The organism is Streptomyces lydicus, from assembly GCF_001729485.1.
GTDB lineage: Bacteria > Actinomycetota > Actinomycetes > Streptomycetales > Streptomycetaceae > Streptomyces > Streptomyces lydicus_D.
Window position 1 is genome coordinate 588498 of the sequence record NZ_CP017157.1, and the last position, 23708, is coordinate 612205.

19 protein-coding genes are annotated in these 23708 nt (G+C 73.0%); 9 read left to right on the forward strand and 10 right to left on the reverse strand.

The features are described from left to right. Positions 1-806: 806 nt before the first annotated feature. A complete protein-coding gene (locus SL103_RS02700; RefSeq protein WP_069567134.1) occupies positions 807-3410 on the forward strand; it encodes a PQQ-binding-like beta-propeller repeat protein in 2604 nt (867 codons plus the stop codon). 15 nt (positions 3411-3425) lie between these two features. On the opposite strand, the gene SL103_RS02705 is transcribed toward SL103_RS02700, so the two are convergent. Continuing rightward, on the reverse strand, positions 3426-4466 hold the full coding sequence (locus SL103_RS02705) for a hypothetical protein (protein ID WP_069567135.1): 1041 nt from the start codon (positions 4464-4466) through the stop codon (positions 3426-3428). Positions 4467-4661: 195 nt separating this feature from the next. On the opposite strand from SL103_RS02705, the gene SL103_RS02710 reads away from it, so the two are divergent. Then, positions 4662-5219 carry a hypothetical protein gene (locus SL103_RS02710; protein ID WP_069567136.1) on the forward strand — a complete coding sequence of 186 codons (558 nt, stop codon included), beginning with the start codon at positions 4662-4664 and terminating at the stop codon, positions 5217-5219. A 20-nt stretch (positions 5220-5239) separates the two neighbouring features. On the opposite strand, the gene SL103_RS02715 is transcribed toward SL103_RS02710, so the two are convergent. Genes SL103_RS02715 through SL103_RS02725 form a run of 3 tightly spaced genes read right to left on the reverse strand, consistent with a single transcriptional unit; the run spans position 5240 to position 7692 of the window. Beyond that, on the reverse strand, positions 5240-6001 hold the full coding sequence (locus SL103_RS02715; protein ID WP_069567137.1) for an enoyl-CoA hydratase/isomerase family protein: 762 nt from the start codon (positions 5999-6001) through the stop codon (positions 5240-5242). Continuing rightward, positions 5998-6534, reverse strand: coding sequence for a Zn-ribbon domain-containing OB-fold protein (locus SL103_RS02720; RefSeq protein ID WP_079145528.1), 537 nt, complete (start codon positions 6532-6534; stop codon positions 5998-6000). The genes SL103_RS02715 and SL103_RS02720 overlap by 4 nt, the downstream gene beginning before the upstream one ends. Positions 6535-6540: 6 nt before the next feature. Continuing rightward, the gene (locus SL103_RS02725; protein WP_069567138.1) at positions 6541-7692 is read right to left on the reverse strand and encodes a lipid-transfer protein; all 1152 of its coding nucleotides are present in this window, start codon (positions 7690-7692) and stop codon (positions 6541-6543) included. Positions 7693-7799: 107 nt separating this feature from the next. On the opposite strand from SL103_RS02725, the gene SL103_RS02730 reads away from it, so the two are divergent. Further along, positions 7800-9392: a FadD3 family acyl-CoA ligase gene (locus tag SL103_RS02730; RefSeq protein ID WP_069567139.1), complete on the forward strand. Its 1593-nt coding sequence runs from the start codon at positions 7800-7802 to the stop codon at positions 9390-9392. Positions 9393-9504: 112 nt separating this feature from the next. On the opposite strand, the gene SL103_RS02735 is transcribed toward SL103_RS02730, so the two are convergent. The 5 genes from SL103_RS02735 to SL103_RS02755 form a co-directional block, all read right to left on the reverse strand. Next, positions 9505-10098 (reverse strand): TIGR03086 family metal-binding protein, encoded by a 594-nt coding sequence (locus SL103_RS02735; RefSeq protein WP_069567140.1) that lies wholly within the window; start codon positions 10096-10098, stop codon positions 9505-9507. A 135-nt stretch (positions 10099-10233) separates the two neighbouring features. After that, entirely contained in the window at positions 10234-11787 is a 1554-nt protein-coding gene (locus SL103_RS02740) for a class I adenylate-forming enzyme family protein (RefSeq protein WP_069567141.1), read from the reverse strand. A gap of 195 nt (positions 11788-11982) precedes the next feature. Then, on the reverse strand, positions 11983-12258 hold the full coding sequence (locus SL103_RS02745) for a hypothetical protein (RefSeq protein ID WP_069567142.1): 276 nt from the start codon (positions 12256-12258) through the stop codon (positions 11983-11985). Between the two features lie 238 nt (positions 12259-12496). Then, positions 12497-12799 (reverse strand): hypothetical protein, encoded by a 303-nt coding sequence (locus SL103_RS02750; RefSeq protein ID WP_069567143.1) that lies wholly within the window; start codon positions 12797-12799, stop codon positions 12497-12499. A gap of 215 nt (positions 12800-13014) precedes the next feature. Beyond that, entirely contained in the window at positions 13015-15948 is a 2934-nt protein-coding gene (locus SL103_RS02755; RefSeq protein ID WP_069567144.1) for an AfsR/SARP family transcriptional regulator, read from the reverse strand. Between the two features lie 259 nt (positions 15949-16207). On the opposite strand from SL103_RS02755, the gene SL103_RS02760 reads away from it, so the two are divergent. After that, complete coding sequence (locus tag SL103_RS02760; RefSeq protein ID WP_069567145.1) at positions 16208-17425, forward strand: amidohydrolase family protein; 1218 nt, start codon at positions 16208-16210, stop codon at positions 17423-17425. A gap of 29 nt (positions 17426-17454) precedes the next feature. On the opposite strand, the gene SL103_RS02765 is transcribed toward SL103_RS02760, so the two are convergent. Then, positions 17455-18138, reverse strand: a complete 684-nt coding sequence (locus SL103_RS02765) for a hypothetical protein (RefSeq protein ID WP_432215385.1) — start codon at positions 18136-18138, stop codon at positions 17455-17457. Positions 18139-18440: 302 nt separating this feature from the next. On the opposite strand from SL103_RS02765, the gene SL103_RS02770 reads away from it, so the two are divergent. The 5 genes from SL103_RS02770 to SL103_RS02790 all read left to right on the forward strand — a co-directional run bounded on the left by SL103_RS02770 (position 18441) and on the right by SL103_RS02790 (position 23620). Beyond that, on the forward strand, positions 18441-19691 hold the full coding sequence (locus SL103_RS02770; protein ID WP_208869803.1) for a helix-turn-helix domain-containing protein: 1251 nt from the start codon (positions 18441-18443) through the stop codon (positions 19689-19691). 264 nt (positions 19692-19955) lie between these two features. Continuing rightward, the gene (locus tag SL103_RS02775; RefSeq protein WP_069567146.1) at positions 19956-20270 is read left to right on the forward strand and encodes a hypothetical protein; all 315 of its coding nucleotides are present in this window, start codon (positions 19956-19958) and stop codon (positions 20268-20270) included. A 176-nt stretch (positions 20271-20446) separates the two neighbouring features. Continuing rightward, positions 20447-21409, forward strand: a complete 963-nt coding sequence (locus SL103_RS02780) for a TIGR03619 family F420-dependent LLM class oxidoreductase (RefSeq protein WP_069567147.1) — start codon at positions 20447-20449, stop codon at positions 21407-21409. 169 nt (positions 21410-21578) lie between these two features. Then, a complete protein-coding gene (locus tag SL103_RS02785; RefSeq protein WP_069567148.1) occupies positions 21579-22370 on the forward strand; it encodes an SDR family NAD(P)-dependent oxidoreductase in 792 nt (263 codons plus the stop codon). A gap of 125 nt (positions 22371-22495) precedes the next feature. Next, complete coding sequence (locus SL103_RS02790) at positions 22496-23620, forward strand: LLM class flavin-dependent oxidoreductase (protein ID WP_069567149.1); 1125 nt, start codon at positions 22496-22498, stop codon at positions 23618-23620. Positions 23621-23708: the final 88 nt, after the last annotated feature.

Here is a 23708-nt window from a genome sequence, read left to right on the forward strand (position 1 = left end):
AAATGGGGATGGGGGAATTCGGGGTGCGTGGTCACCGTCGGTGCACGGTTCGTGGCCCCCGTCGGTGGTGCGGCTCCCGGTTCCCGGCCTGGTCCGACCCGGTGAATGGTCTTATCAACAGGCTGTGGACAACTTCGGTGGACAATCGGTCACCGTCCGTGCGTGAAACGCACAAGGAGTGCCGTCAGTTGACCCCTGGCCCCACCCGTCGCCCGTCGCTGCCCGCGCGCCCGGAATCGATCAGTGTCGCCCCTGCGTTCGATTGCTCTGCGCGCGCTCCGCGCGAAGCGGGGCTAACGTGGACATACGGCGTCGAAGGCGGCCCGCGCTGTGGGCTGCCCGCACGCAGTGCACGCCGCCACGCGCCGGATGAGTGCGACGAAGTGGCCCACGCCGACGCAGAATTGGGCCGTCAGGTCCGGGACGGCGGCAGGGGGCGGGGCCGGCAGGCCGGCGCGGCGCAGTGGTGAGGGTTCGTACCCGGGGCGGGAGCGCGCCCGAAGAGCACCGCGACCCGCGGGTGACCCCGGGGGCACCCACCCGTCGGCGGACGTATCGGAGCACGTCAGGCGGGGTTGGGTTACGTCGGGTAACGGACCCGGCGCGGGGCACGGGGGGTATGCCATGACACGACGGACGGGCCCCGGGTTCGCAACCGTCGGCCCGGCCAGGAAGAATCAGCACGCGTACGGCCGTATCGACAGTCCTCGCCGTAGGCGGGGAGACGCTGCACGGGGCAGTGGCTCTCGGCGGCTCGTGGCTTTTGAGAGTCTCTTTTCTACGCCCCACGGGGAGGTGGCAGGCAAGTGGTGGAGCAGCTGAAGGCGCTGACGCAGCACGATCCCCGGCGGATCGGGCCGTTCGAGGTGCTCGGCCGTCTCGGGGCCGGCGGCATGGGACTGGTCTATCTGGCGCGCTCGGCGTCCGGCCGGCGCGTGGCGATCAAGACGGTACGTACCGAGCTCGCCGAGGACCAGCTGTTCCGGGTCCGCTTCACGCGCGAGGTCGAGGCGGCCCGCGCGGTCAGCGGCTTCTACACCGCCGCGGTGGTCGACGCCGACCCGCGCGCCGCGGTGCCGTGGCTCGCGACCGCCTACGTCCCCGCGCCCTCCCTGGAAGAAATAGTCAATGAGTGCGGGCCGCTGCCGGCCCAGGCGGTGCGCTGGCTGGCCGCCGGGATCGCCGAGGCGCTGCAGTCCATCCACGGCGCCGGGCTGGTCCACCGCGACCTCAAGCCGTCGAACGTCCTGGTCGTCGAGGACGGCCCCCGGGTGATCGACTTCGGTATCGCCTCCGGGGTGTCCAACACCCGCCTGACGATGACCAATGTGGCCGTCGGCACGCCCGCCTACATGTCACCCGAGCAGGCACGGGACTCGCGCAGCGTCACGGGCGCGAGCGACGTCTTCTCGCTCGGCTCGACCCTGGTCTTCGCCGCCACCGGGCACGCGCCCTTCCACGGCGCCAACCCGGTCGAGACGGTCTTCATGCTGCTGCGCGAGGGCCCCGACCTGGCCGGGCTGCCCGACGAGCTGCGCCCGCTGATGGAGTCCTGCATGCAGATGGAGGCCGGCCACCGGCCGTCCCCCGCCGATCTGCAGTCCCAGCTCGCCCCGCACCTCTTCGGCTCCGGCAGCGACGACAGCGGTACCGCCTCGGCCTGGCTGCCGCCCGGCGCGGTGGGCCTCATCGAGAGCCGCCGCGGCGGCCGTACCGCGGTGCCCCGGGACGGCGCCCAGCGGGCCGCCGCCGGGCGCGGCCCCGCCCGCCAGCCCGCCCCGCCCGCCGTCCCGCCGCGGCCCGCGCCCCAGCCCGTCCAGGCCCCGCCGCGCCCCGAGAACGCCCCGGCCGGCGACGGGTCCGGCTGGCCCGGCCGGATCGGCCCCGGCGCCCACCGCGGTGACCCGCGCGGCGGCAACCCCGGTCCGATGCCGCAGCCCGCGTCGCTCGGCCCGGACGCCGGGGCACCCCGGGCGACGCCGGTCTCCGCGGCCCCGCCCGCCGTCGCGCCGGACCGGGCCGCCGTGCTGTCCGCACCGTCCGCGGACGGCGCCGCCGGCCCCGTCCACCTCGGCGGCTCGGCCGCCCCGATAGGGCCCGGGCCGCGCGCCGACGTCCGCGAACCGCAGCCGCACGGGCAGGCCGCCGCCACGAACTGGGTGCGGCCGCCCGCCGGTGCGCCCACGGCCGGTGTGCCGCAGCAGGGCGCGGCCGCCGCGCTGCCCGAGGGCGCCCCCGCGCCGCCGGCCGCACCGCCCGAGACGCCGCCGGCCGAGCCGGGCCGTTGGCGCCCCTGGCGCTTCCGGATGTCCAACGACGTCTGGGGCACCCCGGTCGTCGCCGACGATCTGCTCTACGTCACCTCCTTCGAGGTGCACGCGCTCGATGTGGGCAGTGGACGGCGCAAGTTCAAGACCCGCGACGTCGCCTGGGCGATGGCGGTCGCCGACGGCCGGATCCACGCCTCGGACGGCCCGAGCCTGTACGCGCTGGACGCCGAGGACGGCACCGAGCGCTGGCGGCTGAGCACCGACGGCTGGGTCTACGCCCTGAGGGCCGACCGCGGCACGGTCGTCACCAGTACGCGCGGCGGCGGTGTCCAGGCGTGGGAGGCCGCCACCGGCGAGCTGCTGTGGGAGACCGTCGGCGCGCAGACCGACTTCGAGACCGCCGAGGCCGGGCCCGTGGTGCACGAGGGCACGGTGTTCGTGTGGGCCGAGGCGCGGCTGAAGGCGCTGGAGGCGCGGACCGGCGCCGAGCGCTGGTCGTACCCGGTCGGTGACGCGGCGGCCTGCGGCGGGGTGCCGATGCGGCTGCTGCCCGCGTCGGACGGCGTGGTCTACGTGGTGGCCGGCACCCGGGTGCTGGCGATCGACATCGCGCGCGGCGACGTGCGCTGGCACTTCGAGGCGCCCGCGGTCTTCCTGAGTCCGCCGGCCTTCGCGCCCGGCCCCGCGGTCACCGGAGGCGGCCTCTACCTGGCCGACTACCTGGGCACGGTCTACGCCCTGGACACCGCGGACGGCCGCGACCGCTGGCGGATCGCGACCGAGGCCCGGCAGTCCACCGAACCGGTCCTGGTCGCGCACGGCGCGGTCCACCTGGGCAGCGGCAAGGCGCTCTACACCCTGGACGCGGTCACCGGCACCCCGCGCTGGCGCTTCCAGGCGGGTGCCGAGGTGGTCGGCGCCCCGGTCGTCGCGGAGGGGCGGGTGCACTTCGGCTCGGCCGACCACTGCCTGTACACGCTCGACGCGATGGGCGGGCAGCTGCGCTGGAAGCTGGCGACCGGCGGGGAGATCACCGGCTCGCCGGTGGCGGTCGGCGGGGTCGTCTACGCCTGCAGCAAGGACCGTTGCGTCTACGCGCTGGACGCGGCCAAGGGGACCGGGCAGGCGCGCCGGGCCTGACCGGCGCCGGTGCCGCTACTCCCGGTCCTCCGGAGGCCGTTGGGGCTGCTGGGGCTGAGGAGGCGTGTCGGCTTCCTGCTGCGCTTGTTGCTGTTGCTGTTGCTGTTGCTGTGGCGGGGGAGGCGGTGCGGGCGGGCCGGCCTGGCGCTGCTCCCGGCCCCACTCCACCGGCGGGGTGGGCGGCGGCCGGCGGGACGTCATGGTCGGCGGGGGCTCCGGCGCCCGCGGCCGATCCTGCTGGGGCTGCTGGGGTGGCGGTGGCTGCGGAGCCGGTGACTGCGGTGGCTGCGGCCGATGTTGCCCTTCCGGTGGCGGGGGCGTGACCGGCAGGGGAGTGGTGGGGGTGCGGTCGTCCTGCTCCCCGTAGGGGCCCGGGTGGGCGCCCGTCCGCGGTCCGGCGGGGCCGGGCGCGTACGGCTCGGAGTCCCACTCCTCGGCGCCCGCCCGGCCCGCGTCCCAGGGCATGGGCGTCTCGGGCGGGTAGGCGGCCGGGGGATAGGCGGCGGTCGGCGGAGGGGGCCTGCGCTCGTCGTAGCGGTCGTCGGGTGCGTAACGGCCGTACCCGTGGTCGTCGTACTGCCGCTCGCCGTACCGCGCGTCGTCGTAGCGGTGGTCGTAGCCGCGGTCGTATTCGGGTTCGCGGAACCGGCGCGTGCGCCCCCGCATGATCAGGGCGCCGAGCAGCAGCAGCGCGCCGCCACCCAGGGCGTTGGCCACGCCCACGCCCAGGCCCCGGGCGCCCGCGGTCAGCTCGCTCGCGGCCTGGCCCTGGCGGACCATCCACAGGATCGTGAAGCCGAGGACGATCACGCCGGCGAGGGCGACCAGCGCCCGGGAACACAGCGCGACACCGATCAGCGTCACCAGCGCGGCGAAGGCCAGGGGCAGGAGGAGGGAGCCGAACAGGGCCGCGCTGTTGCGGGTCATGCCGTTGAACAGGTCCTCGATGCGCACGTCCCTGCCGAGACGGCCGTCGTACCAGGGACGGAAGGGGCTCCATACGGCGGCCGTCGCTCCGATGAGGGCGATCAGCGACCCGAGAACGTTGCGCACCACGGGCGTCGCCTCGCTTCGGATCGTCCTGTCGTCCTCCGTGACCGACGCTACGCCTGCCCCTCTGCACCCGCTAGACAAGTACGTCCACCCGCGTTGCCGGGGCCCGTACGGGGTGTCACCGGCGCTTGCTAGGGTGCCGTGCACGCGTCAACCCATGGGGTGACGCCCTGAATTTTCCACGGGGGACGGGTTCGTATGAAGTACCACGCACGCACACGCACGGGCGCCCGCGGCGGCACCCGTAAGGGCATCAGGGTGGCGGTCGCGGCCGGGCTGACCCTGGCCACCGTCGCCACGGTCGGCGGCTGCGCCTTCGGACGGCCCCGGGTCGTGGTGCCGCCGAGCTACTACCCGACGCCCACCTCGTCGGCCACCGGCTACAGCACCGACTACCCGACGCCGCCGTACGAGCCCACGTACTCGCCGTCGCCGACGCAGGAGACCTACGACCCGGACGGGCGCGCGGACGCCTCCGGCAGCAACTGCGACTTCTCCAATTCGCTGCGGCAGTTCACCTACACGGTCTCGATCACCAACCCGTCGTCGACCGACACCTACTCCTACGACATGGCCGTCAACTGGATGAAGGCCAAGCCGGCCGACGGCAAGGCGTACGGGCTGCACGAGCGGTCGATCACGGTGGGCCCCGGCGCGACCGAGACCTACACCGCGAAGTACACCGTCAACCAGTCCTCCATCGGGCAGTTCTGGTACACCTGCCAGATCACTCGGGCGCACAAGACCCGGATGTGACCCGGGGCCGGCCGGGGCGGTCAGCCGGCGCCGTCCCGTTTGCGGGCCGCGAACAGCTCCGCCTGCCGTTCGGGCGGCAGGTTGCCCAGCGCGATCAGCTGGGGCGCGTGTGCCAGGGCCTGCGTCCTGGCCGCCTCCTTCGCCGCCCACAGGGCGCGTACGGTGCCCTGCACCGCACCCGTCGGCTGGGCGGCGACCGTGGCGGCGCGCCGCAGGGCGACCTCGGCCGCGGCGCCGGGCGCGGTCAGTTCGCTGACCAGCCCGATCCGGTACGCGCGCTGCGCGCCCAGCCGCTCCGCGGTGCCCATCAGGGACAGCCGGGCGATCTCCCCCAGCGGCATCCGCTGGGCCATCAGGACGGACTCGTAGGCGCTGACCATCCCGTAGGTGGTGTGCGGGTCGAAGAACGTGGAGTTCTCGGAGGCGATGATGAACTCGGACTCGCCCAGCAGGTAGAAGGCGCCGCCGCAGGCCATCCCGTCCACCGCGGCGATGACCGGTTTCCACAGGTCGTTGGCCTTCGGGCCGATGGACAGCAGCGGGTCGTCGAGGGAGTAGGGCGAGGACGGCTGCGGCACGTCGGCGGAGCGGTCCAGGCCGGTGCAGAAGGCGCGCCCGCCGGCGCCGGTGACGACCGCGGCCCGTACGGAGTCGTCGAAGCGGAACGCCCGCCAGGTGGCGGCGAGTTCGGCGGCGGTGTCGAGGTCGATCGCGTTGTGCCGCTCGGGCCGGTCGAGGGTGACCAGCGCGACCCCGTCCGCGATCCGGGTGCCGACCGTCACGGCCGCTCCAGGAGCCAGCGGGGCACGGTCACGCCCCCGGGGAGGGCCGTGAAGACGACCTTCACCGGGGCGCCGATGCGCAGCCGGGCCGGGTCGACGGAGTTGAGGGGCGCGTCGGGGGCGGCGACGAGGTTGCCGACGAGGCGGATGCGGGGGGCCTCGGCCAGTTCCACGACGATCGCGTTGTAGCCGGGCAGCGCGGCGTACGCGGGCAGCAGCGGCGGGTGCGGCAGGACGTAGGACCAGATGCGGCCGCGGCCGCTCATCCTGCGCCAGTGGGACGCGAAGGACTGGCAGTGCGGGCAGCAGGGCCGGGGCGGGAAGCGCAGCTCGTCGCAGTCGGAGCAGCTCTGCACCCGCAGTTCGCCCCGGGCCGCGTGATCCCAGAAGGGCGCGCCGTCCTCGTCGGGGACGGGGAGCAGCAGGCCGGCGTCGTCGCCGGGGGCGGTGTCAGTGGTGCCTGGCACGCTTGCGGACAAGGACTCGCGAACGGAGGCGGTCATGGCGGCACGGGCGGGCTCGGTGGCACTCATGGCGGATCAACTCCTCAGCAGCAGGGCCGAGGTGGGGACGCCCTCGCCCGCGGTGACCAGGCAGGTGGTGGCGTCGGGGACCTGCGCGGTGCTGGTGCCGCGCAGCTGCTTGACGCCTTCGGTGATCAGGTTGAAACCGTGGACGTACGCCTCGGACAGGCCCCCGCCGCCGGTGTTGAGGGGGAGCCGGCCGCCGATCTCCAGCGCGCCGCCCTCGGTGAAGGCCGCGCCCTCGCCGCGCCCGCAGAAGCCGTAGCCCTCCAGGGACAGCGGGATCAGGGGGGTGAAGGCGTCATAGATCTGTGCCACGTCGACGTCCTGCGGGCCGAGGTCGGCGCCCTTCCACAGGTGCCGGGCGGCGGTCCAGGCGGGGCCGGTGAGCGGGTCGTCGTTCCAGTAGTTGACCATGCCGTGGTGCTGGGCGGGCAGGCCCTGGGCGGCGGAGTGGACGTAGACCGGCCGGTGCCGGCAGTCGCGGGCCCGCTCGGCGGAGACCACGACGCAGGCCAGGGCGCCGTCGGTCTCCAGGCAGTTGTCGAACAGGCAGAGCGGTTCGCTGATCCAGCGTGCGGTCATGTACATCTCGCGGGTCAGCGGGCGTTCGTACATGATCGCCGCCGGGTTCTGGTTGGCGCGGTTGCGGCAGGCCAGCGCGACGTTGAAGAGGTGGTCGCGGGTGGCGCCGTATTCGTGCATGTAGCGGCGGGCGAGCAGGCCGATCTCGTCGGCCGGGCGCAGCAGCCCGAAGGGCCGGGTCCACTGCCCGGGGGTCGGCAGCTGGACCCGGGTGTTCTTCCAGGGGCGCGGTCCCGATCCGCGTTTGCGGGACCGCCAGGCGACGCCGACGCCCGCCTGGCCGGTGGCGACGGCGGCGGCCAGATGGGCCACCGTCGCGCAGGAACCCCCGCCGCCGTAGCCGACCTTGGAGAAGTGGGTGACGTCCCCGGCGCCGATGGCCTTGGCTATCTCGACCTCGTCGGTCTCCTCCATGGTGTACGAGGCGAAGGCGTCCACCTCCGAGGGGGCGATCCCGGCGTCGTCCAGCGCCGCGACGATCGCCCGGCAGGCCAGGGTCTTCTCGGATTCCGGGAGGTGTTTGGCGAACGGGGTCTGTCCGATGCCGGCTATCGCCGTCGCGTCCTTGAGGGTCGCCCCCATCGCCACCTCCGCGGTCGGTCGTCAGTGCTGACAGCGGAGGAGGCTACCGCTAATCTGACGGGCAGTCAGCTAGTGGGTCGGCGACTCTTCGGCGGGAGGCGGTTGAGATGCACGGTGACGAGGATCCGCGGGCGGACCTGGAGTACGGCACCCTGCCCCGGCTGGTGCGCGCCGCCGCCCGGCGGTACGGCAGCCGCGAGGCCGTCGTCGAGGGCCGCACCCGCGTCTCGTACGCCGAACTGGGCGAGCGGGTGGAGCGGGCGGCGGCCGCCTGCATGGCCGGCGGGGTCGAGCCGGGCGACCGCGTCGCCGTATGGGCACCCAACACCCTCGACTGGATCGTCTCCGCCCTCGGGGCGGTCACCGCCGGCGCCGTCCTCGTCCCCGTCAACACCCGCTTCAAGGGCGCCGAGGCCGCCCACGTCCTGGACCGCACCCGCGCCAAGCTGCTCTTCGTCACCGGCACCTTCCTCGGCACCTCCTACGTCGCCTCGCTGCGCCGCGCCGCGCCCGCACTCCCGCACCTGGAACAGGTGGTCGTGCTGTCGGACAGCGCGCCCGAGGGGTACCGGACCTGGAAGGACTTCCTCGCGGGGGGAGAGGGCATCACCGGCGAGGAGGTGCGGCGGCGCGCCGACGCGGTGGCCCCCACGGCCCCCTCCGACATCATCTTCACCTCGGGCACCACCGGCCGTCCCAAGGGCGCGGTCATCACCCACGCCCAGACCCTGCGCTGCTACGGCGTGTGGAGCGCGCTGGCGGGGCTGCGCGAGGGCGACCGCTACCTGATCGTCAACCCGTTCTTCCACACCTTCGGCTACAAGGCGGGCATCGTCGCGTGCCTGCTGCGGGGCGCGGTGATGGTGCCGCAGCCGGTGTCCGGCGTGGAGACCGCGCTGGCGAACATCGCCGCCGAGCGGATCTCGGTGCTCCCCGGCCCGCCGACCCTGCACCGGTCCCTCCTGGACCACCCGGCCCGCTCCGCCCACGACTTGAGCGCGCTGCGCCTGGTGGTGACCGGGGCGGCGGTGGTCCCGCTCCAGCTGGTGGAACGGCTGCACGCCGAGCTGGGCGTGCGGACGGTCCTGACGGCGTACGGCCTCTCCGAGGCGAGCGGCATCGTCACGATGTGCCGCCGCGGCGACGCTCCCGAGGTCATCGCCTCGACCTCCGGCCGGGCGATCCCGGACACCGAGGTGCGGGTCCTCGCCGAGCCCGGCGAGCCCGGCGAGGTGCTGGTGCGCGGACACCACGTGATGGGCGGCTACTTCGAGGACCCCGAGGAGACCGCGCAGGTGCTGGACGCCGACGGCTGGCTGCACACCGGCGACGTCGGCGTCCTCGACACGGCCGGCAACCTCCGGATCACCGACCGCATCAAGGACATGTTCATCGTCGGCGGCTTCAACGCCTACCCGGCCGAGATAGAGCAACTCCTGTGCCGCCACCCGGACATCGCCGAGGCCGCCGTCATCGGCATACCCGATCCCCGCCTCGGCGAGGTCGGCCGGGCCTACGCGGTCCGCCACGCCGGCTCCTCCCTCACCGCCGACGACCTGATCGCCTGGTCCCGCCGCGAGATGGCCAACTACAAGGTGCCGCGCGAGGTCGCCTTCGTCACCGAGCTGCCCCGCAACGCCGGCGGCAAGGTCCTCAAGAACCAACTCCGTACGGGCCTCCCGGGCCCCACCCGCGCCTGACCCCGCCGCTCCCCTCGACCCCGCCGCCGGCCGACTCCACGAAGGGCCGCCGCCCGCGACGGGCCCAGGGGTGCCCCCGGGTCTCTCCGGGGTCTCTCCGGGGTGCCTCCCCCTACGCGGCCAGGGGAGTCCAGTCCGGGCGGCGTCCGCCGAGGCCGACGACCCGGTCGAGGAGCGGGGCGTCCTCCGGTACCGGGACCACGGTGCCGAACAGCCCACCGCTCGTCCCGTCCGCCGCCGCCCACGACGACAGCAGCGCGTACGACACCGCGAGGCTGTCCTCGTCCGGCGCGTACTCCTGGCCCGTGGCGCGCGCCAGGTCCCAGCCGTGCAGCACCAGCTCGTTCAGCGCGACCCGGCCCGCGACGGCGCCCGGCAGGGCCACCCCGCCCGCCTGGGTCTCCCCCTCCCACGCCTCCGGCGCGCGCCAGGCCGTCACCATCCCCGCGAGGTTCCGGTCCAGCTCGGCCCGCCAGCCGGGCTCCACGTCCGGCCGGAACGCGTTGGGCGAGGTGCTGGTCGCCGGGCCGAGCTCCTTGCGCGCCACGTCCTGGAAGGCGGCGCTCAGCCCCACGAGATGGCCCAGGAGGTGGCGTACCGCGTACGTCCCGCACGGGGTCGGCGCATCGAGCTGCGCCTCGGCCGTCCGCTCCGCGAGCCGCGCCACCAGCCGGGTCTGCGCCGTGAAGTCGATCATCTCGGTCATGTCCGGGTCCTTCCGTCCTACGGGTACGGGGCGTGCCGGCACACCGCGGCCGGGCCCTCCCGGTGAAGACTCCCACCTCGACGTGAACTCCCCGCCGCATCGCCACGGCCCGCCGCACCACCCGCTACCGCGCGGTCACCGCGCGCCCCGTGCGTACCGCTCCCGCAGCGCGGCCTTCAGCACCTTGTTCAGCGGACCCCCGCGCGGCAGCTCGCCGGCGGTCTCCAGCTGCTCCGGCAGTTTCTGCGTCATCAGTCCGGCCGCCCGCAGGTGCGCGGTGAGCGCGTCGAGGGTGAGCGGCGGGGCGGCCGGGTCGGCGGGCGTGATCACCGCGCAGACCCGCTCCCCGCGCTCGCGGTCCGGCAGCCCGATCACCGCCGCCTCCGCCACCGCCGGATGCGTGTGGATCAGGTCCTCGATCTCCTGTGCCGAGATGTTCTCGCCCTTGCGGATGATGATGTCCTTGAGCCGCCCGGTCAGCACCAGATGGCCGTCGGGACGGAGAAAACCCAGGTCACCGGTGTGGAAATAGCCCTCGGCGTCGAACGCCGCGGCGGTCAGCGCCGGGTCGGTGTACCGGCGGAAGAGCATCGTCCCCTTGAGCGTCACCTCGCCGTCCTCCCCGGTCGCGGCCACGCTCCCGTCCGGCCGGACGATCCGTATCTCCGCCCCCGCGACCGGCTTCCCCACCGTCCGGGCCAGCTGCTCGTCGCTGTCGTACGGCGTGCCCATGGAGATCATCGGGCACTCGGTCATCCCGTACCCGTGCACGATCGCGCACTCCAGCTCGCGCCGGGCCGCCGTGCAGAGCTCCGGTGGCATCGGCGCCCCGCCGCCGGACAGCAGCCGCAGCGACGGAATCAGCCGTCCGGCGTCCGGCCGGCCCGCCCGGCGGCGCCGGGACTCGTCCAGGAACGCCTGGTAGAAGGCGGTGCTGCCGCCGGCCATGGTGACGCCCCGGCGCCGGTAGACGTCCGCCGCCCGGCCCGGTTCGAAGCTGTCGAGGATGACCGCGGGGAAGCCGCTGACCAGCATGGCGATGACGTAGTCCGGGCCGGCGATGTGCGCGTACGGGAAGGCGATCGAGCCGATGTCATCGGCGGACATGCCCAGCGCGGTGGCCAGTCCCACCCCGCCGGCGAGGAGCGTGGCATCGGTGTGCTCGACCCCCTTGGGGGCGGAGGTCGTCCCGGACGTGCAGTAGATCCAGGTGGTCCCCCCGTCCGCTGCCACCGCGGGCACCCGGGCCGGGTCCGCCCGCGGCAGCCCGTCCTCCACCGGCACCACCCGCACCCCGTCCGCGGCCACCTTCCGCACCATCGCGGTGTGGTCGAAGCCCCGCCACACACCCGGGACGAGGACGAACTCCGCCGCCGACTCGGCCAGCACGAAGCCGACTTCGCGCTCCCGGTGCAGCGGGATGACGGGGATCTGCACGGCCCCCAGCCGGGCCAGCGCCAGCGAGAGGACGACCGTCCCGATCCGGCTCGGCAGCTGCCAGGCCACCCGGCTCCCGGCCCCGATCCCCAGCTCCCGCAGCCCGGCCGCCACCCGCAGCGCCTCGTCCCGTACCCCGTCGAAGGTGACGCTCCGCCCGTCTCCGTCGAAGAACATCGGTGCCCCGCGGGAGGCCCGCGCCCGGTACTCGACCAGTTCCCAGAGCGACTGCACACGAGCGGCTTCGAACACGGCGCGCCTCCTGACTGCGGGCAGGACGGGGGTGTGCCGCGTGACTGTAGCATCGCAGCTGACGATGCGTCAGATGGTGGGCGGTAAGCGAGCGGTGGACTGCGGGACAACGGCGACGGCAGCGGGCCACGGGGTGTGTGGCGCCGCTGCCGGCTCGACTCGCGAGGGGTGCCGGACCGCCCGGCCGCCGGTGGCTCAGGGTATGTGGTTGTCCAGGGGAGTCAGCGGCATGTGCTTGTCCAGGGCCGTGAGCGGCATGTGCTTGTCCAGGGGGGTCAGCGGCGTGTGCTTGTCCAGGGCCGTGAGCGGCGTGTGCTTGTCCGCCGGCGGGACCGGTGCGTGGTTGTCCAGGGTCGTCGCCGATTGCGGCGGGGCGGGCGTGTGGTTGTCGGCCGCGGCGGGCAGTGCGGCGGTGCCCAGCGCGGCCACCGCGGCGGCGGTGACGACGAGGCTCTTTGCTGTGCGGGTCATTCCAACTCCTCGGACCGGTACGGCTGTTCTTCACGAGACAAGCTAGCGGCGATTGCGAGCAGATGTTCGATCATTGTGAAAAGGGCGCACATGTCGCCAATACGAGTGCAGAGTGCACACGCCGCAGGGACCGGCTTCGATGGCATCCCCTCCGCGCCACCGAAATCGGCCCCTGCGATCCCCCGAAACGTCCCCCGTTGGTTCTGCGTGCCCTTGCGGGCTCGTGGACGTGCCGGCGTCAGTCCTTCCGCGCGGCGCCGTCCCCCGGGCTCGGCTGGTGATTGTCGTCGGTCCTGGGCGCGGCGATCGGCTGGTGGTTGTCCATCGGCCGCACGATGTCCCGGTCCCCGGCCGGCTTCACCTGCGGCGTGACACCGGCCCCGATGATGGGCTGGTGGTTGTCCATCGGCCTGACGACATCGCGGTCGCCCGGCTTCTGCACCTGCGGCGTGACACCGGCGCCGATGATGGGCTGGTGGTTGTCCAGGGGCCGGATGACGTCCCGCTCCCCCGTAGCTGGTGCCTTGTTGTCGGCGTTCACTGGGATCAACTCCTGTGTGGGCGCTTGCTGCTTGGTCGACCGTCCGGCGACTCCCCCGTGGGCCGCCGGACGGGCGTAGCATGGCCGCTCACCATAGCTCTGCGGCCTGGGCACCGAGCCGCTTGCCCCCCGAGGCGGCGGATCGATAACGACAAGAGTGGCCCGACGCGATGAACGATCGATAAACGTCGCAGCCGCCCGATGAACGGGCGCGCTTATGCGACCGCGGTGGGCGTGAGAAGCGCCTGTACGGCGGTGCCTTCCGAGGATCCCAGGCGCTCGAAGGTGGCCAGTGCCTCCTGCCAGCACACGCGGGCCCGGCCGGTCTGCCCGAGCGCGTGCAGGGCACGGCCCAGCGTGGTCAGCACCGTCGCGCGCCAGGAGTCGCCGCCGATGCCGCGCAGCGCGGTCAGCGCCTGCTCGGCGTGGTTCGCCGCGGTCGCCGGGCGGCGGGCGGCCAGCTCGACCTCGGCGAGCCGGAAGTTCGTCATGCCCTCCCAGAAGCGCTGCCGGCTGTCCCGGAAGATCGCCAGCGCTGCGGTCAGCTGCCCGGTCGCCTCGTCCAGCCGCATGGCCTGGGTGTACGCGAGCGCGAGCGCGTACATCCCGTTGGCCAGCCGGCGCTTGGCACCGAGCTGCCGGTATATCGCCAGGCCCTCCTCGGCCAGTTCGATGGCGCTGTCCACCCGCCCGGTGTCCAGGTGGACGCGGGAGAGGTTGCACAGCGCGCTGGCCTCGGACTGCCGGTTGGTGTCGTCGCGGAACGCGGTCAGCGCCTGGCGGAGGTAGCCCTCGGCGTCGGCGTGCCGGTGCTGGGCGTTGGCGATGATGCCGCGGTCGTTGGGCGCGGACGCCGCCACGTAGGGGTCCTCGGAGGCGAGCCCGAGCAGCATGGCGGACTTGGCGTTCTCGTCGGCCTCGTCCAGCCGCCCCGACAGCGTCCGCACGTAGGTGAGCGCGAGGTGGAAACGGGCCTCCGCGTGCTGGTCCCCGGCCTCCCGGGCGGCCGTCAGCAGGGCGACGTTGGCCTGCTCGTACTGCAGCGCGTCGGCGCCGGACTCGGCCAGGTCCTTGGTGAGCAGCAGCAGATCGGCGGCGCGCCGCAGCGTCGACGGGGCGCTGGACTGCCGGGCGCAGGCGAGCAGGCAACCGGCCTCGTTGAAGAGCCACTCCAGGGCCGCCGCCCGGTCGGGGAAGGCGAGGCCGGGGTAGCTGGTGGCCTCCATGTGCACGATCAGGCGGTCGCCGGGGCGTTCCAGCGCGTACATCCGGGCCGCCGACGCCAGGTAGAAGTCCAGCAGCCGGGACATCGCGGCATCCCGCTCCGACGGCGGGTGCTCGTCGCGCTCGGCGCAGGCACGCGCGTAGAGGCGCACCAGGTCGTGGTAGCGGTAGCGGCCCGGCGCGGCGGACTCCAGGAGGGAGGTGTCCACGAGGGATTCGAGGAGTTCCTCGGTGTCGTCGACCTCCATGTCGAGCACGGCGGCGGCCGCGGCGAGCGAGATGTCCGGGCCGTCCGCCAGACCCAGCAGCCGGAAGGCGCGGGCCTGCACCGGCTCCAACTGCTTGTAGCCCAGTTCGAAGGTGGCCTTCACGGCGAGGTCGCTGGCCCGCAGTTCGTCCAGGCGGCGGCGCTCGTCGGCGAGCTTGGTCGCCAGGATGGAGACCGTCCACGTACGGCGGGCGGCCAGCCGGGAGGCGGCGATGCGGATGGCCAGCGGCAGGAAGCCGCAGGCCCCGACGACGGCCATGGCGGCCTTGCGCTCCGAGGTCACGCGCTCCTCGCCGACGATGCGGGTGAAGAGCGCGAGCGCCTCCTCGGGGCTCATCACGTCGAGGTCGATGAGGTGCGCGCCGGCCAGGTCGATCATCCGGGCGCGGCTGGTGATCAGGGCGGCGCAGCCCTCCGTACCGGGCAGCAGCGGCCGCACCTGGGAGGCGTCCCGGGCGTTGTCCAGGAGCGCCAGCACGCGCCGGCCGGCGAGGGTGGAGCGGTAGAGGGCGGAGCGCTCCGCCTGGCCGTCGGGGATGGAGGCGTCGGGCGTGCCCAGTGCGCGCAGGAAGGCGCCCAGGACGGCCACCGGCTCGGACGGGTTGTCCCCGGCGCCCTGGAGGTCCACGTAGAGCTGTCCGTCGGGGAAGTGGTCGCGGGCGGCGTGCGCGACGTGGACGGCGAGGGTGGTCTTGCCCACGCCGCCGATACCGGTCAGCGCGGAGACCGCCATCACGCTGCCCTCGGCCGTGGCGAGCTGATCGCCGAGTTCGGACACGAAGGCGGCCCGGCCGGTGAAGTCGGCGACGGTGGCGGGGAGTTGCTGCGGGCGCACCACGGCGGGGCCGGCCGGGTCGGTGTCGAAGCTGACGGCGGGGGCGTCCAGGTCCGGGTCCGCCTGGAGGATCCGCTGCTGGAGTTCGGAGAGCGAGGCGCACGGGTCGACGCCCAGCTCGTCGGCGAGCAGCCGCCGGGTGTCGGCGTAGACGGCGAGCGCCTCGGCCTGCCGGCCGCTGCGGTACAGCGCCAGCATGAGCAGTTCGCGCAGCCGCTCGCGCAGCGGGTGCGCGGCGGTGAGCGCGGTCAGCTCGGAGACCGCCTCGGCGTGGCAGCCGGCCTCCAGCACGAGTTCGAGCCGGGACTCGGTCAGCGACAGCCGCCACTCCTCCAGGCGGGTGCGCTGGGTATCGGCGTACGGACCGGCGAGGCCGGCCAGCGGTTCGCCGTCCCACAGGTCCAGGGCCGCGTCGAGCAGCTCGCGGGCGCGGGCGCGGTCACCGGACGCCTTGGCCTTCTCGGCCTCGGCGGCGTACTGCTCGGCGTGGTCGTGGTCGAGGTCCAGCGGGTGGCCGTCCACCGGCCGGATCGCATAGCCGCCGGACTCGCTGACCAGCGTCTCGGCGTCCGCGCCCAGTGCCTTGCGGAGCCGTGAGGCGTACGTCCGCAGGGCGGCGAGCGCGGCGTGTGGCGGTTCGTCGCCCCACAGGGCGTCGACGAGTTCGGGCGCGGTGGCGGTGCGTCCGCCGCGCAGCAGTAGTGCGGCGAGCAGCGCCCGCTGCTGCGGGGAGCCCGCCGCCAGCGGGGTTGCGCCGCGCCAGGCCCGTACGGGACCGAGCACGGTGAAGCGGAGCCGCTCCCGCCCCGGACCGTCGTCCATGGTGTCCCCCTGCCCTGTGCCGAATTTGACCGCGCTGTATGCGCCTTCTCGCTGTGCGCAACGGCCAGTCTGCCTTGTCGCGACCACTTACGTCAGTAGGGGTCCGGACCGTGCACAAAGCCTCCTCGGCCGAGGAGCGGCCGGGCGGCGGCGCGGCGCACCGCAACGGCGCGGAGGCCGGCCTTCCGCGCGCCGCCCCGCCCGGCGCATTTCCGCCCCGTTGCTGACGGACCGTCAGATCAACGCTACCGTAACGAGCATGGCGACCTTCCCCAAGATCATCTCGGTGGACGACCACACAGTGGAGCCCCCCAACGTCTGGCGGGACCGGCTCCCGTCGAAATACCACGACGTCGGACCCCGCGTGGTCCGCGCCCCCTTGAAGGAAATGACCTTCGTCGGCGGCAAATTCGCCCCAAAGATGGGCGCCCCCGGCGACGACGGGCCGATAGCCGACTGGTGGGTCTACGAGAACCTGCACCGCCCGCTGACCCGCCTGGACACCGCCGTCGGCTGCTCCCGCGACGAGATCAAGCTCGAAGGCATCACCTACGAACAGATGCGGCCGGGCTCGTACAGCGTCCCCGAACGGCTGGCCGACATGGACGTCAACCACGTCCAGTCCGCCCTCTGCTTCCCCACCTTCCCCCGCTTCTGCGGCCAGACCTTCACCGAGGCCGAGGACCGCGAGCTGGGGCTCCTCGGCGTGCGCGCCTACAACGACTGGATGGTGGAGGAGTGGTGCGGCCCCCAGGCGCGCGGCCGGCTCATCCCCCTCACCCTCATCCCCCTGTGGGACCCCGAACTCGCCGCCGCGGAAGTACGCCGCACCGCCGCCCGCGGCGTACGGGCGGTCTGCTTCAGCGAGATCCCGCCCCACCTCGGCCTGCCCAGCGTCCACACCGACCACTGGGACCCCTTCCTGCGCGCCTGCGACGAGACCGGCACCGTCATCGCCATGCACATCGGCTCCAGCAGCCGCATGCCGTCCACCTCCGCCGACGCCCCGCCCGCCGTCGGCTCCACCATCACCTTCGCCAACTGCTGCTTCTCGATGGTCGACTGGCTGATGAGCGGCGCCTTCGACCGCTTCCCCCACCTGAAGATCATGTACGCCGAGGGGCAGATCGGCTGGATCCCGTACATCCTGGAGCGCGCGGACGTCGTCTGGGAGGAGAACCGCGCCTGGGGCGGCGTGGCGGACAAGGTCCTCCGCCCCCCGTCCGAACTCTTCGCCGACCACGTCTACGGATGCTTCTTCGACGACGCCTTCGGCCTGCGCAACCTCGACGCGATCGGCCCCGGCAACGTCCTGTACGAGACGGACTACCCGCACTCCGACTCCACCTGGCCGAAGTCGCGGGAGGTCGGCGAGTCCCAAATGGGCCACCTGCCGCCGGACGTGGTGGAACGCATCGTCCGCGGCAACGCGATCGACCTGCTCGGCCTGACGGCGGAGGGGCTCTGGGCGGGCTGAGACGGAACGGCGCACGACGCGGGCCCGGATCAGTACCGGTACCCGGGCCAGTGCGGATCCTCCCAGCGGGCCTCGCCCGTCAGGCCGAGCAGCCGCACGCGGTGCAGCAGTTCCTCCGGAGCGCCCAGGGGCCGCAGCCGGGCCGGCGCGTGCCGGACCAGCCAGTCGGTGAGCTCGGCACGCCGCTCGTCCCCGCCCTCCCGGGCGTGCCAGGGCAGTTCGTCCCGGAGCAGGTCGCACTCCCAGCGGCCCACCGCCTCGGCCAGCCGCCGGTCGGCCACGGGGCCGGTCTGCGCCGCCCACGCCGCGAGCCACGGGGTGAGCGCGCCGGACGCCTCGGCGCAGCAGGCGAGGACCTCGTGCGCGGGGACGGCGGCGCGCGGGTCCGTGAGCGTGTGCGCCCACCAGGCGCACAGGAACTCCCGTACCGCCGCGGCCTGCCCGTCCGGCCACGCCCGCCACCGCCCCCGGGCGAATGCCCGGCCGACCTCCTCCATGCCGAAGAGCGGCTCGACCCGCCCGGCGACCAGCTCCCCGGCGAGCTGCGGCAGGATCCGCCGCAGCACCTCCGCGGGAAACCCCCAGTCGACCGCCTGCCAGGTACGCCGCAGCAGATCGGGCTCCAGCGCCAGGTCCGCCACCTTCAGCCGCGCCAGCTCCTCCGCGCCGCCCCAGTGACACTCACAGTTGTCCTCGTCGGGATGGGCGACCATCCCACGGAAGGTGCCGGCCAGCCGCTCCAGCGCGGCATCCAGCCGCGGCGACGGACGGGGATCGATGACATCGGCTACATCGGCGCTCACCGTGAACCGGCTTTCATGACTCCGCACACCGGCTCCCACCGGGCGAAGAGAGCGACCTTACCGGAGGGGGCGGGGGTTCGGTACCGCACATCGCAACGGGCCGGCCCAGGGAGCGGCTCGGGCCCGCCCGGCAGGTTTTCCACAGGGATCACCACGCACGGCGACCCGCCCGTACTCTGAGAGTCACGAGATGGACAGAGAGGGGCAAGGCTGTGACGTCAGATGCCACTCCCGACCCGTTCGCCGAGCCGGTGGTCTTCGGGCAGCGTATGCAGATCCTGCGGACCCGGAGAGGGATGAGCCGCACTGTCCTGGCCGGCCTGCTGGGGAAGTCGCCGAGTTGGGTCAAGCAGGTCGAGGGCGGACGGCTGCAGATGCCCAAGCTGCCCACGATCTTGCGCATCGCGGAGGCTCTCCGCGTAGGGGACCTGGCCGACCTCACGGGTGACCAGTCGATGTCGGTCGGCCTCTTCGCGGGTCCGGGGCATGCCCGGCTGCCGCAGGTACGTGCTGCCCTCGATGCCTTTCCGCTGACCGCACGGGAGGAGGCGCCGACTCCCCGTCACCTTCGGGAACGCCTCACCCGTGCCTGGCGCGCCCGGCACTCCTCCCCGAATCACCGGGAGGTCATCGGCGCACTTCTGCCGTCTCTCCTCCGGGACGCACAACTCGCCGTGCTGCAAGCGGACTCCGCGCGGGAGCGGCGGGCGGCACAAGGGCTGCTCTCGGAGGCGTACAGCCTCAGCCAGTTCTTCCTCGCGTACCAGCCGGACGCCTCCTTGCTCTGGCGAGTGGTGGAGCGCGGAATGATCGCCGCCCAGGAATCGGAGGACCCGCACGTCATCGGGATGGCTGCCTGGCTGGCGACACAGGCGCACCGCGACAGCGGGCATGGGCACTTCGAGGCTGCGGATGCCGTGAACCTGGAGGCCCTCCGCTATCTCGAAGCCTTCCTGCCCGAGGCGAGCGACGACGTCCTCGCCATCGCCGGGGCGCTGCAGTTCGAAGGGGGGTACACCGCGGCGCGCCGGGGCGAAACCGGTACCGCCTGGCGGTACTGGGATACGGCCCGCGCCGTGGCGGAGCGGCTCCCCGCCGACTACTACCACCCCATGACCTCGTTCTCCCGAGCCGTCATAGGAGCCCACGCGGTCACGGTCGCGGTCGAGCTGCATGCGGGAGCGGAGAGCGTACGGCAGGCATCTGCGGCGGACGCGACGACGATTCCGTCCCGGCCGCGTCGGGCGCGGCATCGCATCGAGGAAGCCCGCGGCTATCAGCTCGATGGCCAGGCGGAGGCCGCCCTCGCCGCTCTCGGCAAGGCGCATGAGGCGGCACCGGAGACCGTCCGCTACAACGGCTACGCGCGGCGCATCGTGCTGGAGGAGACGGAGTCGAAGAGCCCGGCGCAGCGTCGTCGTGCCAGTGAACTGGCCGTGAAGTTGGGGGTATTGGCGGCGTGAACAGAGGGGTACAAACTGTGCCCCTTCACGCTTCTTCGGGGTCCTACGGTCGGTCGTTCCTCGTACGACTGACGAGGACCCCCGCGGCCGCATGCAGGGCGGCCCGGGGGCATGGCCAACCTGAGGAAAGCAGGTCGACATGCCGGACTGTATCGCCCGTACCTTCGAGTCGCTCGGGGAGCCGTTACGACCCGCTTCTGGGTGGCCTCGGCCGGAAGCTGCCCATGTATCCACTCCGTCGCCCACCGCAGGGGTGGTCGCGCGATGAGCCAGTCACCACCGACGATCACGAGGCTGCTGCCGTGGACGACACCCGAGGGGAAGACGTGCATCCTCGTCAGTGACGGCGGACCCCAGGGTGGCTTCTCGTTCCTTGCGGACCGCTTCGAAGCCGTGCAACTGGAGATGGCACTGGGGCTGATCGAGCACGCCGCCGCTCTGCTCGCGGACAGCGAAGTGACGGACAAGGAGCTGCGGTTCCTGTGCTGCCAGCTGCGGGCCACGTTGGTCGATGTGCACCGTGTGGCCGTTGGTCGGGGAGAGCGGTTAGCCGGTGACAACGAGACAGTAGGCGAGTGATCAGCCCCTCTCGGGCGCGTGCCGCGCTCGTTCGGGGCTTTCTGCGTGCCCGAGCGGGCGCGGCTGCCGGTCGGCTGGTCCGCATCTCTTGCTTGACGGAGCGTCAGGTACGACGATGTCCGCGCGGATATAGCTGACGCATCGTCAGGTATCGAGGTGTGCGGGCGGAGGCGGCAATGGGTGAGGGCGGTGTGTGGCGGCCGGGGGATGACGGGCGGCCGGCGTACGGGATGCAGTTGCCGGTGCAGGCGCAGAGTGTGCTCTTCGCGGAGGGGTGGGAGGCCGCCGCCGGGGTCGCCGATCTGGTGGCGGTCGCGCGGGCCGCCGACCGGTATGGGTTCGCGTACATCGGCTGCTGCGAGCACCTCGCGATTCCGCGGCGGCTGGCGGAGGCGATGGGTACCGTCTGGTACGACCCGGTCGCCACGCTGGCGTATCTGGCGGCGGTGACGGAGCGGGTGCGGCTGCTGAGCCATGTGGCGGTGGCCGGGCTCCGGCACCCGCTGATGTCGGCCAAGCAGTACGCGACGCTCGACCACCTCTCCGGCGGACGGCTGGTCCTCGGCGTGGGCGCCGGGCACGTGGCGGAGGAATTCGAGGCGCTGGGGCTGGACTTCGTGCGGCGGGGCGGGGTGCTCGACGAGACGATCGACGCGCTGAAGGTGGCGCTCGGGCCGGCGGAGTTCCCCGAGTTCGTGGGGGAGCGGTTCGCGTTCGAGGGGCTGGGGCAGGCGCCGCGGCCCGTACAGACGCCGCGGCCGCCGATCTGGGTGGGCGGCTCCTCGCCCGCCGCCGTGCGCCGGGCCGCCGAGCGCGGGGACGGCTGGCTCCCGCAGGGCGACCGGCGGGAGGCGCTGCCCGGGCAGATCGCCCGGCTGCGGGCGATGCGCGAGGCCGCCGGGGTCCGGGAGCCGGTGGTGATCGGGGCGATCGCCGAGCCGGTGTACGTCGGCGCTCCCGGGTGGGACGTCGGGCGGCGGGCGCTGACCGGGCCGCCGGAGCGGATCGCGGCCTCGCTGCGGGAGTACGGGGCGATGGGCGTGACGCAGATCCAGGTGCGGTTCCGCAGCCGCAGCCGGACCGAGCTGACGGATCAGATGGCGGCGTTCGGGACGGAGGTCGCCCCCCTTTTGAAGTGAGCGGCGGTGGCCACCTCCGGGGCGGCCGGCCGGATCCGCCGGTCCCGTAACCGTGCGGGCGGACCGTCGCGCCGCCCCCGGGGCCTGGCGCGCCCCGGGGGTCCGGCGGCACCGGTCACCTCGTGCGTACCGAGCATCCGCACCTCGACGAGCAGCCAGGGAGGCTCTCATGGGCAAGTTGGACGGGCGCGTCGTCCTCATCACCGGGGCGGCGCGCGGACAGGGCGAGCGGGAGGCGCGGCTCTTCGCCGGCGAGGGGGCCAGGGTCGTCCTCGCCGATGTCCTCGACGCGCAGGGGGAGGCGCTCGCCAAGGAGCTGACGGCGGGGGAGGGGCGGGCCGTGTACGTCCACCTGGACGTGGGCCGGGAGGAGGACTGGGCGGCCGCCGTCACCTCCGCCAAGAACGCGTTCGGGAAGATCGACGGGCTGGTCAACAACGCCGGCATCCTGCGATTCAACGAGCTGACCAGCACCCCGCTCGCCGAGTTCCAGCAGATCGTGCAGGTCAACCAGGTCGGCGCGTTCCTCGGTATCAAGACCGTCGCGCCGGAGATCGCGGCGGCGGGCGGCGGGACCATCGTCAACACCGCGTCGTACACCGGGGTGACCGGCATGGCGTACGTCGGCGCGTACACCGCCACCAAGCACGCCATCGTGGGGCTGACCCGCGTCGCCGCGCTTGAGCTGGCCGCGAAGGGGATCCGGGTGAACGCCGTCTGCCCGGGCGCGATCGACACCGCCATGAGCAATCCCGCGCAGCTCGACCCGGAAGCGGACACCGAGGCGGCGGCGCAGGCGCTGGACGAGCTGTACCGCAAGCTCGTGCCGCTGGGGCGGGTGGGGCGGCCGGAGGAGGTCGCCGCGCTGGCGCTCTTCCTGTCGTGCGAGGACTCGTCGTACATCACCGGGCAGCCGTTCGTGATCGACGGCGGATGGCTCGCGGGCGTGTCGGTGCTGTGAGCCCGTCGGGCAGCGCACCGCCTGACTGGGCGTCAGCTATTGACGGTCCCTGCGGGCGATGGAACAGTCGCACCACACATCGAATCTGACGATGCGTCAGAAATAGCTCGGGACGGTGAACCACCTTGGAATTCGGGCTCTTTGTACAGGGATACGTCGGCAAGCGGGCCGAGACCGACCCGCTCGCCGAGCACAAGGCGCTGATGGAGGAGACCGAGTACGTCATCCAGGCGGACACCTCCGGCTTCAAGTACGCCTGGGCGTCCGAGCACCACTTCCTGGAGGAGTACTCCCACCTCTCCGCCAACGACGTCTTCCTCGGCTACCTGGCGCACGCCACCGAACGCATCCACCTGGGCTCCGGGATCTTCAACCCGCTCGCCCAGGTCAACCACCCGGTGAAGGTCGCCGAGAAGGTCGCCATGCTCGACCACCTCAGCGAGGGACGCTTCGAATTCGGCAGCGGGCGGGGCGCCGGCAGCCACGAGATCCTGGGATTCCTCCCGGGCATCACCGACATGAACCACACCAAGGAGATCTGGGAAGAGACCATCGCCGAGTTCCCGAAGATGTGGCTCCAGGAGGAGTACCCCGGGTTCCAGGGCAAGCACTGGCAGCTGCCGCCGCGCAAGATCTTCCCCAAGCCGTACGGCGCCTCGCACCCGGCCATGTGGTACGCGGCCGGGTCGCCGTCCTCGTACGCCATGGCCGCGAAGAAGGGGCTCGGCGTGCTGGGCTTCAGCGTCCAGAAGGTCTCCGACATGGAATGGGTGCTGGAGCAGTACAAGACGGCGATCCGGGACGCCGAACCCGTGGGCGACTTCGTCAACGACAACGTGATGGTGACGTCGACCGCGATCTGCGCCGAGACACACGACAAGGCCGTGGAGATCGCCGTCAACGGCGGGCTCAACTACCTCCAGTCGCTGGTGTTCCGCTACCACGACACCTTCCCGCGACCCGACGGCATCCCCGAATGGCCCGAGCTGCTGCCCGACTACACCACCGAGATCATCGAGCTGCTGATCGCCGAGGAGCTGATGATCTGCGGCGACCCGGACGAGGTGCTGCGGCAGTGCAAGCGCTGGGACCGGGCCGGCGCCGACCAGCTGAGCTTCGGGCTGCCGATCGGCATCCCGTACGAGGACACCATGAACACGATCAAGCTCATCGGCGAACACGTGATCCCGAAGATCGACACCGATCCGGTGCACCGGACGACCCGGTTCCGGCAGACGGCCGGCAGCTGAGCGCGACCGAGCCGAAACGGCAGCAGGGAGCCGGCGCCCGGCAACGGGCGGCCGGCGTTCGGCAGCACCCGAGGGGAGGCATTCCGTC

Bases quoted from the DNA above. Each gene is read 5' to 3' on its own strand.
- SL103_RS02785 (WP_069567148.1), top strand. From the start codon at position 21,579: ATGGGCAAGTTGGACGGGCGCGTCGTCCTCATCACCGGGGCGGCGCGC.
- SL103_RS02760 (WP_069567145.1), top strand. From the start codon at position 16,208: ATGGCGACCTTCCCCAAGATCATCTCGGTGGACGACCACACAGTGGAG.
- SL103_RS02710 (WP_069567136.1), top strand. From the start codon at position 4,662: ATGAAGTACCACGCACGCACACGCACGGGCGCCCGCGGCGGCACCCGT.
- SL103_RS02730 (WP_069567139.1), top strand. From the start codon at position 7,800: ATGCACGGTGACGAGGATCCGCGGGCGGACCTGGAGTACGGCACCCTG.
- SL103_RS02720 (WP_079145528.1), bottom strand. From the start codon at position 6,534: ATGAGTGCCACCGAGCCCGCCCGTGCCGCCATGACCGCCTCCGTTCGC.
- SL103_RS02755 (WP_069567144.1), bottom strand. From the start codon at position 15,948: ATGGACGACGGTCCGGGGCGGGAGCGGCTCCGCTTCACCGTGCTCGGT.
- SL103_RS02745 (WP_069567142.1), bottom strand. From the start codon at position 12,258: ATGACCCGCACAGCAAAGAGCCTCGTCGTCACCGCCGCCGCGGTGGCC.
- SL103_RS02780 (WP_069567147.1), top strand. From the start codon at position 20,447: ATGGGTGAGGGCGGTGTGTGGCGGCCGGGGGATGACGGGCGGCCGGCG.
- SL103_RS02725 (WP_069567138.1), bottom strand. From the start codon at position 7,692: ATGGGGGCGACCCTCAAGGACGCGACGGCGATAGCCGGCATCGGACAG.
- SL103_RS02735 (WP_069567140.1), bottom strand. From the start codon at position 10,098: ATGACCGAGATGATCGACTTCACGGCGCAGACCCGGCTGGTGGCGCGG.
- SL103_RS02775 (WP_069567146.1), top strand. From the start codon at position 19,956: ATGAGCCAGTCACCACCGACGATCACGAGGCTGCTGCCGTGGACGACA.
- SL103_RS02765 (WP_432215385.1), bottom strand. From the start codon at position 18,138: ATGGTCGCCCATCCCGACGAGGACAACTGTGAGTGTCACTGGGGCGGC.